This window comes from Rhodopirellula sp. SH410, assembly GCF_055811895.1.
The window spans coordinates 328300-344609 of the sequence record NZ_CM147949.1 but is presented as its reverse complement, the minus strand read 5'-3'; the positions used below and the strand labels follow the sequence as shown (position 1 = coordinate 344609).

Below are 16310 nucleotides of genomic sequence, written 5' to 3'. Positions count from 1 at the left end.
AACATGCAAGCCGTGCTCCGTTGCATGGCATGGTTACCGCATTTTGTTTGGTGCCCAGCCGGTATCAAGCAGTGGGACAGACGCTTTAACGAGATTTGAATGTTTGGTGGACCGAAAAACAAGGCTGTAAAACGCCATATGGAAAAAGCGGCAAACCAGTGGCACATCATCGGGCAAAACGGCACCAAGTTCGTCAGGCGACATGAACAGTAGGTCGTTCTCATCGATTGCATTGATGCGTTCAATCGTAGCGATCGGGAACTCGGAATCCAATATTGCAATGTATGCGTTCTGTTGTGCCTGCATGTGATCGATAAACCGGGAGCACCAGCCTGGATGACCAACTCGAGCTGTTGGTGCAATAGTAGTGTAGTCACCGTATTTCAGGGCGGTCTCATCGTCGGTAAACGTTGGCACGTTATCGAAAAGGTGCCACCACCACAAATCGCACTCAGATCGAATTGGCGCTAACGTGTTCGATACATCGTGTTCAAAAGATACGAGTAGTTCGTGCATCTAGGTGCGGTAACGGTTGAATTCACCGAGAACGCGAGGAAATCGTTGTGATGGCCAACCGTCATGCTCGCGTTCTTCGGTGCAATTCATGGTTCTGGCGATTCGTCATCGATATAAGCGTTCCAGCGTTCAATATCCTGACGAAATTCGTTCTTCATCTCAACGAAGAAGCCTTCATCCTCCGCTGGGTGGCGTTGGCGAACCAAGTCAAGTTTGTTTTCGTCATCGATAGTACCGATTTCGATGATTCGCCCTTCATCCAGATTGATGGCACGATTCGCAATGCCTAGGACATCCGTAAAGCCGCCCCGTGCATTCTCTTTGACCGTATGAATTATTGTCGAGGGTCTGCCATTAAACGTAAATTCAAATGTCCAAACTACAACGCTATACCCTGTCCGGCGTTGTGCCGTTACAGGCTCAGCATGCTGTTTTGGGTCCGCCAGCACAATACTAAACGCAAGATCTGGATGATTCCGTTCGCTTGTTGAAATCAGTAGCGTAAGCAGACGTCCATTCGTATCGTCCGTGTGCTGTCCCTTGTATGCAAAGTGAAAGTCCGCGTCAAATGATGCACCATCAATATCAGGTCCCCTGCTGACCCCCCACGACGCATAGTCAGGAGAATACCAACCGTCCGCAGAGTAGAGATCAGAGCCAATGGCGACAAACGTGACGATTGCGACAAGGCGCATCGGTAATTTGAAAGCATTCGTGGAATTCATGTAGTCGCTCTTCATGTCTTTATCTAGTTGCCAGAACAATAGTTTCAACCCTTGTCAGTAGGGTCGTATTCGGGAATTTTGCCAATACGACCTGAGTGAGTTGGGGTGTTTGACCAATATCCCGCAGGCCGCTGTGGTGGTAGTCGATGATAGTCTTCTCGGGACGCAAAAGCAACCTCGCTAACTCGAAGGATCATTCTGATGACACTTTTGAAATTTGAGATCGCGGTGGCGTCTGCCGATGGCGTGGGGGAGAGCGACCGGGTTTGGTTCCCGAAGTGGCTGCGGCGGTGTGCGATGACGTTCCCCCAGGGCCTGGTAAACGAGTTGGCTGTCAATCGCGAAACGACGCTGCAATTTTCCCGCATGTTGTTGGAGGCGGGGGCTCCGGCTTGGCAGCGTTGGCAGGCGGTGAGGTCTCTGGAGTGTTATCGCGACTTGGTGCTGGGACGCTCCGAGCCAGATTTGTCGAGCATCCTTGCGAAACTCGCGCAATTGGGCAAGCCAGAACGCAACCTCGCCTTGGAGGTACCGCCGACCGAGGAGGAATTGGCAATTATCCGTGGCAAGATGGATCCTGCCGAACCCGTGCTGGTTCAGACGATGCGGGGCGACATGCGTGTGCTGCACTACTCGATGGCGACGGAGAAAGCATACGTGCGGTGGGTAAAGCGATTCATGGGACACGTGGGGTCCATGGAACTGGCGCTGTTCAACGAACGGGATATCGAGTCGTTTTTGACCAAGCTGGCGGTCACTGGGCAGGTGGCAGCGAGCACGCAGACGCAGGCGCAATCATCGCTGCTGATTCTTTACGAGTGCATCCTGGGCAAGCGGGTACGAACATGCGTGAGATCCTGCATTTACTTGGACACAACGATGTGAAGACGACGGAAATTTACACGCACCCCAAGAGTCGTGCATGATGTCGTCAAAGGTCACTTCGTCGATCCGGCAATCCTTCGCGTCGCCGTGTCCATTGATCAGAAAAGCACCGGCGCTGCTCTGAGAGCCAGCGATAAAGCAAGCATCCTCATTGCATTGGTAACGGTCTTCGAATTTCTCGAGGACGCGATACCCGACAATCGCTTCTGATTCCTAGCGTTTCATTTCTTTTCCTGCCTTCGTCGAGGCGACCTGTTAAACCAGCTGGTTTTAGAAGCCTCACTGCCGGATGCACCTCCGGTCCGGTCGGTGACACTGCTGGAGTTATCGCCGATTTAAGAGGACAGCAGATCACCGATCGCTCCAGCGGCAATGATTATGAGGGAGGCGAGCCCGCGGGTCAAGCTTTTTGCGGAACGCATTGACGGTCGCAACTGTCATGTTAAGAAATTTGCCCATGTGTGCCATCAACACTGACGACGAGATGACGGTCGCCGTGGACTAGACCGCCTCGATGCACGTCCTGGATAGTTTCGGATTTTGGCCTGAGTTAACCGCCCGTCAGCAATGTCGCGACGCCGCCGACACTGGCAGTGGTTTCCTGTCATTGAGCTGATCGGCGATTTGCATGCGCGGACGCATGATGGTCAGGGGCGTGCCCATTGCCAATTCGGTTTCAAATTGTCAATGGAAGCACCACGTTGAGGCATTCACCTCAATTGAGTCGTCAGCCATCGACACCGGCAGCTGGACCAGTTGGCGAGGGCTGGATGTGCAGGCTCCGCCGCCGCACGAGGGCTCTGACTAAAAGTGTGATCAGCATTCATTGTCACTCACCGACCACAAGTTTGCCTGCCCCACAACATGAACGTCGCTTCATCATGGTTCGCCGCGACGGTGCACCTGTCGCTGATCGGTCTGGTGGTTGCGGCATGTTGTCCGGGGAGCGTCGACGGGCGTCACGATGTGATGTGCAGTTACCCAAGCTCCTGAAAAGTGGGATTGGACTGGTGCACCTCACCTACCATCCTCAGCTACCGAATCGGTCCGTCGCTGCTCCGTTTGGAGATAGCAACACGCGTCATAGGCGGCGGTGCCACTTCGGGAAGATCCTGCTTCGATGCGGCCAAAGTGTCGCCACTTGCTTCCTTTCTTCGCCGTTGGGCCAAATCCGCTCTCAATCGCCTGCTCGGCGATACTCTCGCGGGTTGCTCCGACTTTCTCGATGACGTGTCACCGTCGCCAACCCATTGAAACTCAACCGGTCCGCGGCCATGATCGAGCGAAGTTGTTTAATTGCCGACCGACATCGTCCGGCTAGTTTTAAAATCCGGCTTTTAAACCCGGCTCAGTTGTTCGTCGGTTCGCCGTTAACACGGCGACGAGTCTTTGGCGCCCCATCGGTCTGCTGATAGATTCCTGAGCGACTGGCCGACAGACATCGACCGCAGGCGATCCATCGACTCAGACGCAGTGACGGCGACAGGAACCACGTTCTGAGCCGCCAGCTTCAGTGAAAGATCCAAAAGTGCCGACAGACGGCAGCAGGGCCTGATCTCTGCACCCGTCCAGTTCATGTCATCGGGAACCCGGTGTTGATCATCGCGAGGTATCGGGCCATATCCGTTGCATCCCGGATACCTTCATTGCGAGCGACCAGCACGGCGATCTGGCGGTCAAGTCTGGGCGGAGCTCCCAGTAGCGGTGTTGCGTCATACCTCCAATAGTTGATGAATCCTGTGTCCGGATTCGACAAGCGACCAGTCGTGTCGGGGGATGATCCCAAAGCCTGCACCATCCAATAGTCTTCAACGTATTCATTCGAGCCCGGCTCCGGTGGTGCGCCGATGCGGTACAGATCTCCCGAATCAAGTGAGAACGGAGTGACTCCGCCCCAATAGGCACCTAGCGTTAAACTGGCATCTCCGGACTCGGAGGGTGTAAGTGGATCGGGCTCCCAATCAAAGGATTCCGTCGCTCCGCTATTGACGGGAAAACCGTTCGCCGACGCAGTTCCATCAGCAACACGCCCTCCTTCGCCCCAATCGGGTTCTGGATCATCCGAGCTGTCGTCCGAACGCAAAATCGAGATCGCCAGCGGCGCGATTTCTCCGATCTCTTGCCCGGCAGCAATGCTTTCTTCATCCACATCTATTACCGCCCATGGATTTAGATGACTACATCGTTCCACCTGGGAGGCCCGGCCACTCCAGCGAAATAGGGGCTCTCGCCCTCGCAGCTCGGTCGGATTCTTAGCATACCGCACGACGTTACATCATCCTGTTACCATTCGACGATGGGATTCCGCAGTGGGCGATCAGTCCGACGGTGCCTTCAAGCTTTCCAAGAACGCAAGCATCAATTCCTTTTGGTCTTCTTTCAGCTCGAAAAAGTTTCGCTTGGATTCATCCGCTTCGCCCCCATGCCATTGGATTGCGTCGGTCAGGGTTTCGGCGCGACCATCGTGAAGATAGGGTGCCGAGTCCACGACTCCCCATAGCGGCGGTGTTTTCCATTCCCGTTGTAGAGCATCCCAAGAGAATCGGTATCGACCATTCAGCTCAGCCTGACTGACATCGCCGCGGGGAAACTGCGGTTGCTCGGGATAATCCATAGCAATCGCTTGAGGCGTCCCCGCCGGTACCAAGGAGCTGACGACACTCGGGGCTGAACGTCTGCGATTGGGCGGTGGCCCAGGACGGTTCGGAGACCCGCTACGGTTGGGTGAAGAGCCGATACGATAAGAGGATGTTTCGCCGCCGCCGTATTGACTCTGGTAAGGACTCGCAGGTCCAGTTGAGTTGGTGCTAATCAACTGGTTCGCAGGAGCCGGGAATGGATCTTGCATCTCGGAGCCCATGTCGTGCAACAATAGATCGCTGAAGATGCCTCGCGCTGGCAGTATGTCAGCGATGTGACAAGCGGCACATCCAACTGAGCTGAAAACACGTTCTCCACGGCGAACTCGTTTGCGGTCCTCCAAAGGTAGCAATTGCTTGGCTGGGGCTGGTAAGTCGGCGACGTAGCTCGTTAGGTCCGCGACTTGCCTCGTTGAAATATCGGATGCCAAGCTGACGTAGCGAGGATCTGCCGGATCATTGGCTTGTTGAGCGATGCTGGTCACATTCAGCCCCATCTCTGTTGCACAAGCTCCTGCAACAAAGTCGGACAACGTGTTGACTTGGCCCCGCCAGCCATACTTCCCAGCCACTCTGCCAGAGATGGTACCACCGGATGATCGAGTCTGGGAAAGTGAGATGGCTCGCAACCGGTTCATGGAGATTTTCTCGATATCGCCCATGCCATGCAGCGGCGGTGAGTTGCGTTGACTGAGATAGTAGTCGAGCGTTCCATATCTCCCGGCAACCACGGGTTGCTTTGCGATTGCATCAACCGTTCGCTCTTGAGGACTGAACCACTCTGGCTGTAAACCGGAGGGCACTCCAACGGACAAACGTTGACGAATGACTTCATAACCGGGCCGCGTGGAAAGGTCATGCACGACCGTGTTAAACGACAGCGAGTTACCGGACAACAGCCCCGGAAAGAGATCCATGACTGAACTTGCGGGATCTCTGTGGCCACCACGATTAGTCGGTTGACTAAGAAATGGCGAGCGCGGGTCAACAGTGATCTGAGTCACATTGTGATTCACGCCCGAGGCCCCACCGCCAGGGTGACACGCTGCACATGAGATCGCGTTGTGCAGTGGCCCCAGTCCATCAGCTGGGAGCGTGGATGCTAACTCTCGAGAGTTGTCGCGGTGTTGTGGATGGGGACTTCGCCCCATTCCTCGACCGCGTCCCCGATGTCCCCACTGCGGATCCAGATGCGTTGAATCAAATTCCGTGAATGCTGGTGCACGGTCCACGAATTCCCATTCCCGCTCAAACAGCTCGCGGCCAGCGATTGTATCCTGAGCGATTGCTTGAGGGGCGATGATCAGGGCCAAGATCAGAAACCCAGCCAATCCGTACCGATGCTTGAAAGCCATGAGACGTTTCCTCGGCGGTGCGCGAAAAGAGAAAAAAAAGCGGCGTAGCAATCCCTATACACTGCAAGGACGAAAACCGTCCCTCAATGCAACGCGAACAGCAAAGAAACCTCATTGTGATGGATTCAAAATCGCATCAAGCGTGGTGCCCTTCGGCAAATCCAACATGCCATGGTCGGTCACACGATCCAGTTATTGGTAGCGAATGTCAATCAAGGAAGTCACCGCCGCCGCTTCCACCGCGTGAACACTGAGCCTGGGCATCGTCGGCGGCAGACATCATCACCGCAGCAATTGCTGCGATCATCGAAAATCCGCGGATATTCGAGAACATGGAAAGTTTTCCCGTACGAGTTGAAGAGGAGCGTCGGGGACATCAAAATACTACCCCGCTCTTGAAGGACGTTTCACACGCGCCGGTGTCACAGTTCCTTCTCGCGAAATTTTTCGTAATGGAAGTCATTCGTGACTTTCGGCCACAGAAACACCTGGATCGCCGAATCTTTTGACGAATTCCGCTACCAGAAGCGTGACAAACCGCTACGAATCTCGCCCTTTCAAGGAGAGGGCGATAAATCTCATCTGTTCGAGGGCGTCTCTGCCGAACGACTACGCAAAAGATTCTGACCAAGCACGACGCCGCGGCCAGCACCACCTACAAGCAACGGGATTTACAAAACACGATGGAAAATCAAAACGCGGCCATGGATCGTCGCCCACCAGCTGGCTGCAAGGCGGTCAACGTGGGCGATAGAAGTCCGTCAGCGCACAAAAAAGGCGACGAAACCGACCTGCTTGCCCAAAGGGTCGCAAGATCACTTCGTCGCTATGGATTTCCACTGATTTCGGTCGCCCATCTCGGGAACCGAGCGATTCAACTTTCCGGCTCGACTGAGAACGCCAACGACCGAGCCCTTGTCGTTGCCATCGCTCGCACAGTGCCAGGTGTTTCGGCCGTCACATTCACCTAGTTGCCGGGCATCCTAACTTTCATCATCCGCGCATCTCGGCGGCTAGTCGTTGAGGATGCCGGGATAGCGGGGCCAGTCGTCGCCCCAGTCACCAGGATGCACGACCGGGTAGTCCAGCATGCCGGGGTAGGCTTTGCCGAGGTGACCCGGCGGCAGGTTGTCTGGATACGAATGCCCCGGCGGCACGTGGTATGGGTGATCCGGCCGAAGTCGCGGCCAAATGTGCGGTGGCAAAGGCGATTCGATCACGACTGGTTCTTCCGGTCGCGGCGGCTAATCGTAGTCTTCAGGCCACCACGGCGGACGTGGGCCAGAATCGGGCGTGCCGGGCGGATAGTCGTTCGGCTAAACCGGTGGCGGTAGTTCGAGCGGCGGCGTCAGGATGATTGGGCCGTCGGGTTCCTCCGGTTCGTAAGGTGGATCGTCGTCCGGTGGATCAAACGGCGGGACAAACGGATACGGCGGCATGTCTGGTTCGTAGGGTCCGGGCGTGGTCATTGCAATGCACTCCGTTGCAGAGGATCGGGATGGACGAATCCGGTGCGTTTGTTCGGGCACGAGCCGCACTGCGGGATGCCTTTGGTTTCGATGAAGGTGCGAAGTTCATCGTCGGTGGCGGTCGCTTTGCAGTCGCGGAAGAGTTGCCACTGCGGGAGATCGTGCAGGTTGAGCTAGGCTTCGAGTTGGGCGAAGTACGCGAGCGCGGGACACTTCGCCAGCAAGCCGCCGGAGACGAGTTGCGTACAAGTCTTCTGCATGCAGACTTTGAACGCGGAATTGGCACTCCCTCATGTACGGCTTGCTCTTGCCGATGAAGTGGTAGATATACGACTGCATTACCGGGTTAGTCGCCCATTCCGAGTTCTGCTGGATGCTGACGTTGAAGTCGCCCGGCAGGAAGTTGATGTTCCCATCGACCATCCACCTGGCAATGGGTTCCAAGCCGACTGGGGCGAAGTCACCACTTCATTCGTTTCAAGGGATCCTTGAGCGGACGTACGACGCTCTGGGTTTCCAAATCGGATACGCCGTGAGCGGCGGCAGTTATTGCTCGGGCATGGGCTTGAAGCGATTGACACTTTTCCTAAATCACCACACCTCGCACTTCGCTGCGGGAGTTTCAACCGACCGAACCAGCGTCATGATGCTTTGCCGGATGTGCTGTGGCAGGTTCTGCCAGCGGGTGAGCAGGAAAACAAGCTCGAGCTCAGTCGGGGCCATTGAGCATCCATGGGTGTCGCTCAGCATCTGCAAATATTCTGAGACAGGATTCTGTATGGTGGACACTTCCTGAAGCTGCTCCCACGAGAGTTGTTGGGGAACGTTACTTCCATTCGAAGCTGGCTTTGATGTGGCCGAAGTGCCTTCGCTGGGGCAACCGCTGGGGCAACGTAGATCGCCCGCGTCGATTTGCTCCGCAATTTGCGGGACATCCGAAGCGTCGCCATTGCTTTCACACGGCAGAGGTCACAGATTCGAGTTCTGTATCGCCCACTTGTTGAGAAGTTGAAAAACCCTGTAAATTACAGGTCGGAACGGCCATCTGGACCGTTACCAGCCGAGAGGCTGTGCGACCGCTTTCTATCATTTCTGGTATCGACTACCAGAAACCCCTAGGAGCGAGACGCATGGCGAGACCGAGATCAACCAGGCCGAACTACGTTTACCACGTATCTGGCCAAGCCCGAGTATATCTCGACGGGCGGTATTTCTACCTGGGTGAGTACGACTCGCCGGAAAGTCACGCACGCTTCTTTTCGCTGTGCGACCAGTACAGCAGGAACGGCCAGATCATTCCGGATGAGGTCGAGACAAGCCCCGATCCGGATAGCGTGATCACTGTGCGGCTCGTCACTGCCAATTACCGATCGTTTGCCAGCGGACGATACAAGCACGACCCCAGTCGACTCGGACGCTTTAACAATCTGTGCGATACGATCGATGACGAGTACGCAGATTCGCCAGCCAAGGAGTTCGGGCCGCGAAAGCTGGAGGCGATCCGCGAGCTACTGGTTGCCACCACGAACCGCAGGGGGCGGCACAACACACGCACGTACGTCAACGGTCAAGTTAGCGACATCGTACGGATCTTCGCCAAAGCGGTGTCGAGAGAACTGATACCGATTGACGTCGTGTTGGCGCTACGAACACTCGACCCGCTGATCGAAGGTGAGTCAATCGCGGCCGAGTCCGATCCGGTGGAACCCGTGGGGCTTGAATCGGTCCGGCTGACGGCAGCACACTTATCGCCGCCCCTCCGCGCAATGGTGTTGCTGCAGGTGGCAACCGGAATGAGGCCATCGGAGCTATTCCGCATGTGTCCGTGTCATATCGATATGAGCGATGGCGGCGACTGGATTTATCGGCCACCGAAACACAAGACCACTCACAAGAAGAAGACCCGCGCGATCCCGATCGTCGGCCATGCTCGCAAAGCACTTGAGCCCTACGTGGTCGGACGTCATGCCGATGAGTTCTGTTTCAAGCCAGAGGAGTCGGCGCGATGGTACCGTGAGCAGCGGACGGCGAAACGCAAAACACCGCTGAACCAGGGCGATCGGCCAGGCTATGGCAAGTCGACACGAGACCCGTCGAAGCCGAAGCGGAAATACAACCCGCAATTCAACAAGGACACCTACGCACGAGCGATAAAGCGGGCCGCTGTTGCTGCAGGCGTCGATCACTGGTTCCCGTATCAGCTGAGGCATACGAACGCATCGGCTGTATGTGATGCACTTGGCATCGAGTTTACCCAGGCGTTGTTAGGGCACTCGAAACAGGCGATGGCCGAGCATTACGCACGCACGTCATTAAGGCGAGCGACGGAAGCAGCAAGGATTGCCCCAGAGCTGTAGTGCGATGGTCGCAAGGTGATAGGATTTAATGTCGGCGACGATGCGACCATATTAAGACTACCTACAGGAATGACCACGCTGGATTCCTTTATGCCATGCATGACGGAGACACGGCGCGACTTGACAGAGAAAAATTTTTTGCAACAATAGACGCAAGCAGTGAAACGGCACTGCCTCACGCGACTGACGGCTTAAGACTAAAGCTTTCAGGACAAAGTGTTCTATCCAACTCGTTAGCGGGATAGGCACCATACGGCAGTGAGACATAACTATTAGCAGTTGGTAACAATTGCGAAACCGAAGTGCTTTATCCTGGCTAGTTAGCGGGATGGACGCTTCTTGGAACCATTTAACCATGGTCCAGGATGCGACCATCCCGTTTGTCGTTGGTGCGTCTCCTGGACTCCACAGGAGAACCTCTCATGCCAGCGCTACCGAAGAACGCAGTATCGTCAAAGCTCAGAATCCTCGCTGAGGACCCTATTTCGCTTTCCGTCGCCCGAGCCGAACTTGTGCCAATTCTGGGCAAGCGAATTGAGAAAAGCACTCTCACTCGTTGGTGCGCCCGTGGTGTCGGCGGCGTGAGACTTGAGCACGTCCGCGTCGGAAATATGATCCTGACGTCCCGCCCAGCGATGACCAGGTTTATTGCCGCAAGGTCACAGTGACTCGCAAAAGCGGTTCGCTACCCGGCGGGGAGGCTATGCCGTTTCGTTGTTGCCATTAAACGCCAAACGGCCCACGCCGCTAAGCGAAGGCCGTCTGGATCTCAATTTCTTTTCTTCGTCGCCCCACGTCCCGCAAAGACAAAGCGACAAATCCTTGAATGGATTACTCAAACATGATAGCCGACAAGAACCCGCGGTCAAGTACAAGCCGCGAAATTCCGTTAGAACAAATCATAGTCGATCCCGCGTTTCAGAGCCGCGTGGCGCTCGATGAGGCGACCGTGGTGGATTACATGCGGATCGCAACCGAAGCGAAAGAGGATGGCGACCGGTGGCCGTTCCCGCCCGTCACGATGGTCGGCGGATTCTTGGTGGATGGATTCCACAGGATCGAAGCCGCACGCCGCATGGGGATGACGACGATCCCGGCGATTGAGAAGCCCGGTGAGACCGAGGCCGATTGCATTCGCGCTGCGTGTTCCGCAAACGCCGATCACGGTTTGCCTCGCAGCAACGCGGACAAACGCAAGTCGGTGGAAATGGCGTTGGATGCGTGGCCGGAAGCGTCGGCACGGCAGATAGCAAAGACTTGTGCGGTTAGCCACACGTTCGTAAATCAGGTTCGTGCACCCGAGACTGCGGTGGAAGTGGAAACGTTTCTACCCTGCGAAGACGTCGACGAGGTTTTGGTGGACGTCGATGATCACCATGACGATGTGCCTCAGGTGCCTGAGCAAGTCGACGATTGCGATGCCGCCCAAGTGGAAACGTTTCCACCCTGCGAGAATGCCGGTGATGCTTCACTTGGGTTTGAATCAGACGATGAATATAAAGACGTCGATGATGAGTCGGAAGTGGAAACGTTTCCACCCCGTGGCACTCAGCCCGAGCGGAAACCTGAGCCAACCAAGGCTGAGCAGGCGTCAAAGTTGAAAGCGGCAATCAAGCAGCACAACGGCGCGATGATGCGGATGGTGGATGGCTTGGAAGGATTGGTGCCGAACAAGCAATGCCATGATGTTGTCTACCGGTGTTTCCGCGAGATTGACGAATCGATGGGGGCGTGGAAATGAACGTCACAGCACAGCAACCCAGCGATCACTACCAGGACGCGAGGCATTCGAGACAGGCTTCGCGGCTCGACAAGGGCAATCCTGAGGACGCCGCAGACGCTTTTTTGGGATGCCAGTACCAAGACGGTGTGTTGACCCTGCGGAATTGGCAAGGATCGTTCTTCAAGTACTTCAACGGTCGATATGAGGAACTGACCACGAGCGACGTTAAAAATACGCTGGTTCAACACTTGCAAGGTCGATATTGCAAGATCCGGAGCGGTGACGTAGCAAGCGTGTTGATGAACGTTTCCGCAAAGTGTGGTGTCCTGTCGATTCGCACTCCGCCCGTGTGGCTCGATGGGGCGGACAATGCCGCGAAGACATGGAAGCCCGAGGAGACGTTTGCCACACGGTCGCACTTGATCAATTTGCGATTGTTGGCCGAGCAGTCACCGGGGGCGATCGTGCGGACCACGCCATCGTATTTCAATTTCACCGCGGTTGATTATGAGTTTGACTCGGCCGCACCGCCACCGACCCGATGGATGGCGTTCCTGCGAGAGTTGTGGCCGGACGATCCGCAATCGATCGAATTGCTACGGCAATGGATAGGGTACTTGCTGACGTGTGATACATCACAGCAAAAGATAATGCTGATGGTCGGTCCAAAGCGAGGCGGCAAGGGCTCGATCATGAGGGTAGTTCGTTCAGTTATCGGCGAACGTAATTGTTGTGCGCCAACACTCGGCGGACTGGCCACTAATTTCGGTCTAGCTCCACTGTTGGGCAAGTCGGCGGCGATCATCGGTGATGCGCGATTGTCGAAGCGTTCAGATGTTTCAGCGACCACTGAGCGGTTACTGTCCATTTCCGGAGAGGATGCCCAGACCATTGATCGCAAGCATCGCGACCCGGTGACGACGCAATTGCCGACCAAGTTCACGATCGTATCAAACGAGTTGCCGAGTCTCGATGATGCGTCTGGTGCGTTGGCCGGTCGGTTACTGATCTTGCGGTTGACCCGTTCGTTCTTTGGGGTCGAGGACAAACATTTAACACGCGACCTAATCGCTGAGCGTCAGGGCATCCTGCTCTGGGCAATTGGCGGCTGGATCGCACTTCGCACTGCCGGTCGATTCACACAACCAGAGTCTGGGCAGGATCTCGTCGACCAAATGAACGATCTATCGTCGCCAGTGAGCGAGTTCGTGCGTGAGCGGTGCGAGCTATCCGAAGGCGCCAGCGTCACGTTGAGTGAATTGTATCGCGAGTTTGTGAGTTGGGGCGAATCACGAGGTGCGAAAATGTCACCCGCAATCGCCAACTTCTCGAAGGATCTCACCGCCGCATTTCCGCAGGTCACAAGGGGTCGATCTTGGACAGGCACCGATGGCAGTAGCCTGTCCACTGGAGAGGGTCGAGCACGTGTTACCTGTCTCAAAGGGATCAAAATCCAATGATTGGGACAGGCAAACCAGGTTTTGGCCAGGCTAGGACAGGCAAGAGAACGTCTACCTGTCCAGAAGAATTACCGTGTTTTACGTACCGAAACGGACATTGGGACAGGCAGACAGGCAATATCCAAAAAGATTATGAAATGAAAAATAACGTGTATATGGCGCACAATGCAAAACTGCCTGTCCACCTGTCCCAGCCTGTCCACGGCGAGGTGACAACTCCATGGTGGTTAGGTGTTCCGAGCGGACCATTGATCGAGGTGGCGGGTGATGAGGCAGGCAGCATCGGAAAGAGCGGTCCGCAAAATTGCGGATCGTCTGAGCCAAAAGTAGGTCCGCCAAATGGCGGAGCTTCTGAGCCAAAGGTGGGTCCGCAAAGTTGCGGTCCCTCTGAGTCGAAAGTAAGTGGGCAAAGTTGCCCACTTTCAAAGTCAAACGACGAAGCCGCTGAGCAACTCAACGTCAAACCTAGTTGCTCGCCGCATAACAACGCGGCTAACTACATCGATGTTGACGATCCCAACCGGGCAGGATGGGTCCGGACTACATGCAAGCAGTGCGGGCGATTCATTGGGTACCGGGTGAGCGAATGAGCAGCCAGCCCAATCGCCAAGCGTACCTCGTCACGCTGAGGGCAGACCGATGCTACAGCGATGACCAGGCATTGAGAGCATTGAGAGCGTTCCTGAAGTGTGCACTGCGATCCTACGGGTTGAAATGCGTTGCGTGCGTCCCTGCGACCGACCAGGCCACGACGACACCACCACCCAGCCCGAACGATGAGGAGCACAACAAATGAGGAATGGACCACCACCACCGAAGACCCCATCGAGACCGCCAACTACAGGTTGCGAGTATTGCGGTGGGATTGTCTCGACAACGCGGTGCCCGAACTGCGGGGCGCCCAGTGGCATCGAGCAGCGACCGACACCACCACCACCACCCAGGACAGCCACCACACGGTGCCACACAGCAAAGCCATGGGGCATCGCACAGCCTCGCCCGACATCGATCATGGCATGAGACCACGACTGACTGACTGATTGATTGAGTATTTCACCCTTAACCCAAAGAGACCGAACGATGAATGATCAAGAACGAGAAGAACTAAAGAGTGGTATCACGTCCGCAGTGACCGGCCTGGAGGACATGACCCAGGCTACCAAGGACTTGTGCCGCGACGTGAATGAATTATTCGATGATGACCCGATCGTCACATCGGCGTGCGGAGTGGCCATGCGATCGATGCAGCGATTACAAAACCTGGTGATCAGCCGACTCGATGGACTACTAACCGGCGAGGACGCCTAGTCGATGCAGTGTGCGTCGATGCGTGTGCAATGCGACTGAGATGTAGGGTTTCACGCACGACGCAGCACAGGGCACGTCAGAGGCTCACAGGGCATACCCCCCCCCACCGGGGTGGGTTTATTCTAGGCTACCACATAACACGACCTTTCGATCGATGTTTCTCACCCCGCGTGCAGCAAAATGAATTTTACGACCCCGATCAGCGAGGCAATCCATGACCAAAAGTAACACGCCACAGCCCGCGCCAGGTGACACGAGATGCCAGGAGATTGTGATCCCTGACAGTGTATGGCCGGGCGGGGCACACAGCCGCATCCTAGACGTTTACGCAGTGCTCGACGATGCAGACCGCCCTAGGACCGTTCAATCGATCATGGACGCACTGGCGAGCGCAGGCAACAAGCAATCCGATCGGACCGTTCGCCGAATTTTATGGTTGTTGTGGGAATTGGATGTTGTGACTCTATCCGGCAACGAGACCCGCCGATTGTGGCAGCTGACCGCCAACGTGAACCAGGGGAAATAACGATGGAATCAGGCGACCTATGCGTAGACTGCGGCATCGGCAGGATGCGAGTGCAAAACACAACCACGGTCGGCAGCATCCGGCGGCAGTACCTCCGCTGTCCATCATGCAGCGCGTCTGGCAAATGTACTTTTCGGATCGACTCAGAGGGCAGGAGACTACTAACCGGCGAACGCGAAAAACTACTTGCGATAATCGCTCAACAGGCTGATCTCATTGAGCGACTACAGGCGATTCCTAAAGCAAATTAGCAGGCGTGCTACAAACTTCATTGCCAGTATTTTTAATCCCGCAACAATAAGGTGAATCAAACAAACTCACTCAAGACTTTTTAGCAAACCAGGAACACACGATGGCAGCCATCGACCACGAACAAGCCAAGTATCGCGCCGAACAATGCAACGCGATGTTGAACCGGATGGACTCATTTCAGTTGCTCGAAATCCTCAATGGTGATGCAGGGGGCGTTCCTGGCTCCTCGCTGATACCTGAGCGACTGAGCGAGGAGATTATCACCCAGCTAGCCAAGGGTGGTATCGTCCGCCGGTTCTCGACGACTCGCGACCTGACCGGGCTTGAGTGGTCTATCCCGATCCTGAAGTCGTTGGTCCCGTACGTCAAGCATCGACCGCAGTTTGGTGGCGGGGGTGAACCGGAGCTTGACATTCGCGCGACGCGATCAGTCGAGCTTGCCGGAAACGTCGACTATGTCGACATCGCGGTTACGTTGGACTTGCAGGAGGATGCCCAGGGGTTGCTACAGCGACTAGTGGACGCTGCAGCGGTGGCGTTGTCGGCAAAAGAGGATCAAAACGCGTTCGCTGGCGATGGCAGCCAGGATTCCGGTTTCACTCTCGGAATTTGCAACGCGTTGAAGGCATCGAGTCTCCATACAGGCGAGGCATCGGCCAGTGCGGTAACGCTCGGCAGCTTCCTACAAACCCAAGCCAAGTTGCCCGAGTTTGCATCCGAGAAGCCCCGCTGGTTCATGTCGAGAGCGTTCTACACGATGGCATGCCTTCGCTTATTCGGTGCGTCGTCCGCGTCGATGGTCGCCCCCGATGATGCGGACGGGTGGCTACTCAATCACAAGGTCCATTTCGTTCCCGGCATGCCAGGCAGCGACGCCACTACCGGCGATGTTCCGGCTGTGTTCGGCCACTTGGATCTCGCCTCCGCGTTTGGGTTCAACAAAGAGATCAAGTACCGGACAATCGTTGACGGCGTCCGCGATGTGGCGATCTTTCGCGTGAAGCAGCTAACCGATTTCCGCGTTTGGGATCAGGGCAGCACCAACGCCAACGATCCCGCTGGTGCACTCGTCGGCTTGAAGTTGGGAGAGTGATC

The 16310-nt window shown here is 55.8% G+C and carries 19 protein-coding genes; 11 read left to right on the top strand and 8 right to left on the bottom strand.

Going from position 1 to position 16310, the window contains the following annotated elements:
- Positions 1-33: 33 nt before the first annotated feature.
- The gene (locus SH410x_RS01225; RefSeq protein WP_473673929.1) at positions 34-516 is read right to left on the bottom strand and encodes a hypothetical protein; all 483 of its coding nucleotides are present in this window, start codon (positions 514-516) and stop codon (positions 34-36) included.
- Positions 517-602: 86 nt separating this feature from the next.
- A complete protein-coding gene (locus tag SH410x_RS01220) occupies positions 603-1241 on the bottom strand; it encodes a hypothetical protein (RefSeq protein ID WP_473673927.1) in 639 nt (212 codons plus the stop codon).
- 201 nt (positions 1242-1442) lie between these two features.
- Here SH410x_RS01220 and SH410x_RS01215 point away from each other — a divergent pair, with 201 nt between their 5' ends.
- A complete protein-coding gene (locus SH410x_RS01215) occupies positions 1443-2126 on the top strand; it encodes a site-specific integrase (protein ID WP_473673925.1) in 684 nt (227 codons plus the stop codon).
- A 33-nt stretch (positions 2127-2159) separates the two neighbouring features.
- Positions 2160-2336 carry a hypothetical protein gene (locus SH410x_RS01210; RefSeq protein ID WP_473673923.1) on the top strand — a complete coding sequence of 59 codons (177 nt, stop codon included), beginning with the start codon at positions 2160-2162 and terminating at the stop codon, positions 2334-2336.
- Between the two features lie 1363 nt (positions 2337-3699).
- On the opposite strand, the gene SH410x_RS01205 is transcribed toward SH410x_RS01210, so the two are convergent.
- The 5 genes from SH410x_RS01205 to SH410x_RS01185 all read right to left on the bottom strand — a co-directional run bounded on the left by SH410x_RS01205 (position 3700) and on the right by SH410x_RS01185 (position 7589).
- Positions 3700-4275: a phosphatase PAP2 family protein gene (locus SH410x_RS01205; RefSeq protein WP_473673921.1), complete on the bottom strand. Its 576-nt coding sequence runs from the start codon at positions 4273-4275 to the stop codon at positions 3700-3702.
- A 168-nt stretch (positions 4276-4443) separates the two neighbouring features.
- Positions 4444-5682: a di-heme oxidoredictase family protein gene (locus SH410x_RS01200; RefSeq protein ID WP_473673919.1), complete on the bottom strand. Its 1239-nt coding sequence runs from the start codon at positions 5680-5682 to the stop codon at positions 4444-4446.
- A gap of 646 nt (positions 5683-6328) precedes the next feature.
- Positions 6329-6454 carry a hypothetical protein gene (locus tag SH410x_RS01195; protein ID WP_473670516.1) on the bottom strand — a complete coding sequence of 42 codons (126 nt, stop codon included), beginning with the start codon at positions 6452-6454 and terminating at the stop codon, positions 6329-6331.
- Positions 6455-7133: 679 nt separating this feature from the next.
- The gene (locus SH410x_RS01190) at positions 7134-7340 is read right to left on the bottom strand and encodes a hypothetical protein (RefSeq protein WP_473673917.1); all 207 of its coding nucleotides are present in this window, start codon (positions 7338-7340) and stop codon (positions 7134-7136) included.
- Between the two features lie 96 nt (positions 7341-7436).
- Positions 7437-7589, bottom strand: coding sequence for a hypothetical protein (locus SH410x_RS01185; protein WP_473673916.1), 153 nt, complete (start codon positions 7587-7589; stop codon positions 7437-7439).
- Positions 7590-7618: 29 nt separating this feature from the next.
- Here SH410x_RS01185 and SH410x_RS01180 point away from each other — a divergent pair, with 29 nt between their 5' ends.
- Positions 7619-7906: a hypothetical protein gene (locus SH410x_RS01180; RefSeq protein ID WP_473670512.1), complete on the top strand. Its 288-nt coding sequence runs from the start codon at positions 7619-7621 to the stop codon at positions 7904-7906.
- Between the two features lie 274 nt (positions 7907-8180).
- Here SH410x_RS01180 and SH410x_RS01175 read toward each other — a convergent pair whose 3' ends face one another.
- A complete protein-coding gene (locus SH410x_RS01175) occupies positions 8181-8312 on the bottom strand; it encodes a hypothetical protein (RefSeq protein ID WP_473673914.1) in 132 nt (43 codons plus the stop codon).
- A gap of 407 nt (positions 8313-8719) precedes the next feature.
- Between SH410x_RS01175 and SH410x_RS01170 the strand changes: the two genes are divergently transcribed.
- The 8 genes from SH410x_RS01170 to SH410x_RS01135 all read left to right on the top strand — a co-directional run bounded on the left by SH410x_RS01170 (position 8720) and on the right by SH410x_RS01135 (position 16308).
- The gene (locus SH410x_RS01170; RefSeq protein WP_473673912.1) at positions 8720-9946 is read left to right on the top strand and encodes a tyrosine-type recombinase/integrase; all 1227 of its coding nucleotides are present in this window, start codon (positions 8720-8722) and stop codon (positions 9944-9946) included.
- Positions 9947-10311: 365 nt separating this feature from the next.
- On the top strand, positions 10312-10614 hold the full coding sequence (locus tag SH410x_RS01165; protein WP_473673910.1) for a DUF1580 domain-containing protein: 303 nt from the start codon (positions 10312-10314) through the stop codon (positions 10612-10614).
- 158 nt (positions 10615-10772) lie between these two features.
- A complete protein-coding gene (locus tag SH410x_RS01160) occupies positions 10773-11687 on the top strand; it encodes a hypothetical protein (RefSeq protein WP_473673908.1) in 915 nt (304 codons plus the stop codon).
- Positions 11684-13129: a DNA primase family protein gene (locus tag SH410x_RS01155; RefSeq protein ID WP_473673906.1), complete on the top strand. Its 1446-nt coding sequence runs from the start codon at positions 11684-11686 to the stop codon at positions 13127-13129. Before SH410x_RS01160 ends, SH410x_RS01155 begins: the two co-directional genes overlap by 4 nt.
- Positions 13130-13905: 776 nt before the next feature.
- Positions 13906-14169 carry a hypothetical protein gene (locus tag SH410x_RS01150; protein WP_473673904.1) on the top strand — a complete coding sequence of 88 codons (264 nt, stop codon included), beginning with the start codon at positions 13906-13908 and terminating at the stop codon, positions 14167-14169.
- 40 nt (positions 14170-14209) lie between these two features.
- On the top strand, positions 14210-14437 hold the full coding sequence (locus tag SH410x_RS01145) for a hypothetical protein (protein WP_473673902.1): 228 nt from the start codon (positions 14210-14212) through the stop codon (positions 14435-14437).
- Positions 14438-14651: 214 nt separating this feature from the next.
- Positions 14652-14963 (top strand): hypothetical protein, encoded by a 312-nt coding sequence (locus SH410x_RS01140; protein ID WP_473673900.1) that lies wholly within the window; start codon positions 14652-14654, stop codon positions 14961-14963.
- A gap of 352 nt (positions 14964-15315) precedes the next feature.
- Positions 15316-16308: a phage major capsid protein gene (locus SH410x_RS01135; RefSeq protein WP_473673898.1), complete on the top strand. Its 993-nt coding sequence runs from the start codon at positions 15316-15318 to the stop codon at positions 16306-16308.
- Positions 16309-16310: the final 2 nt, after the last annotated feature.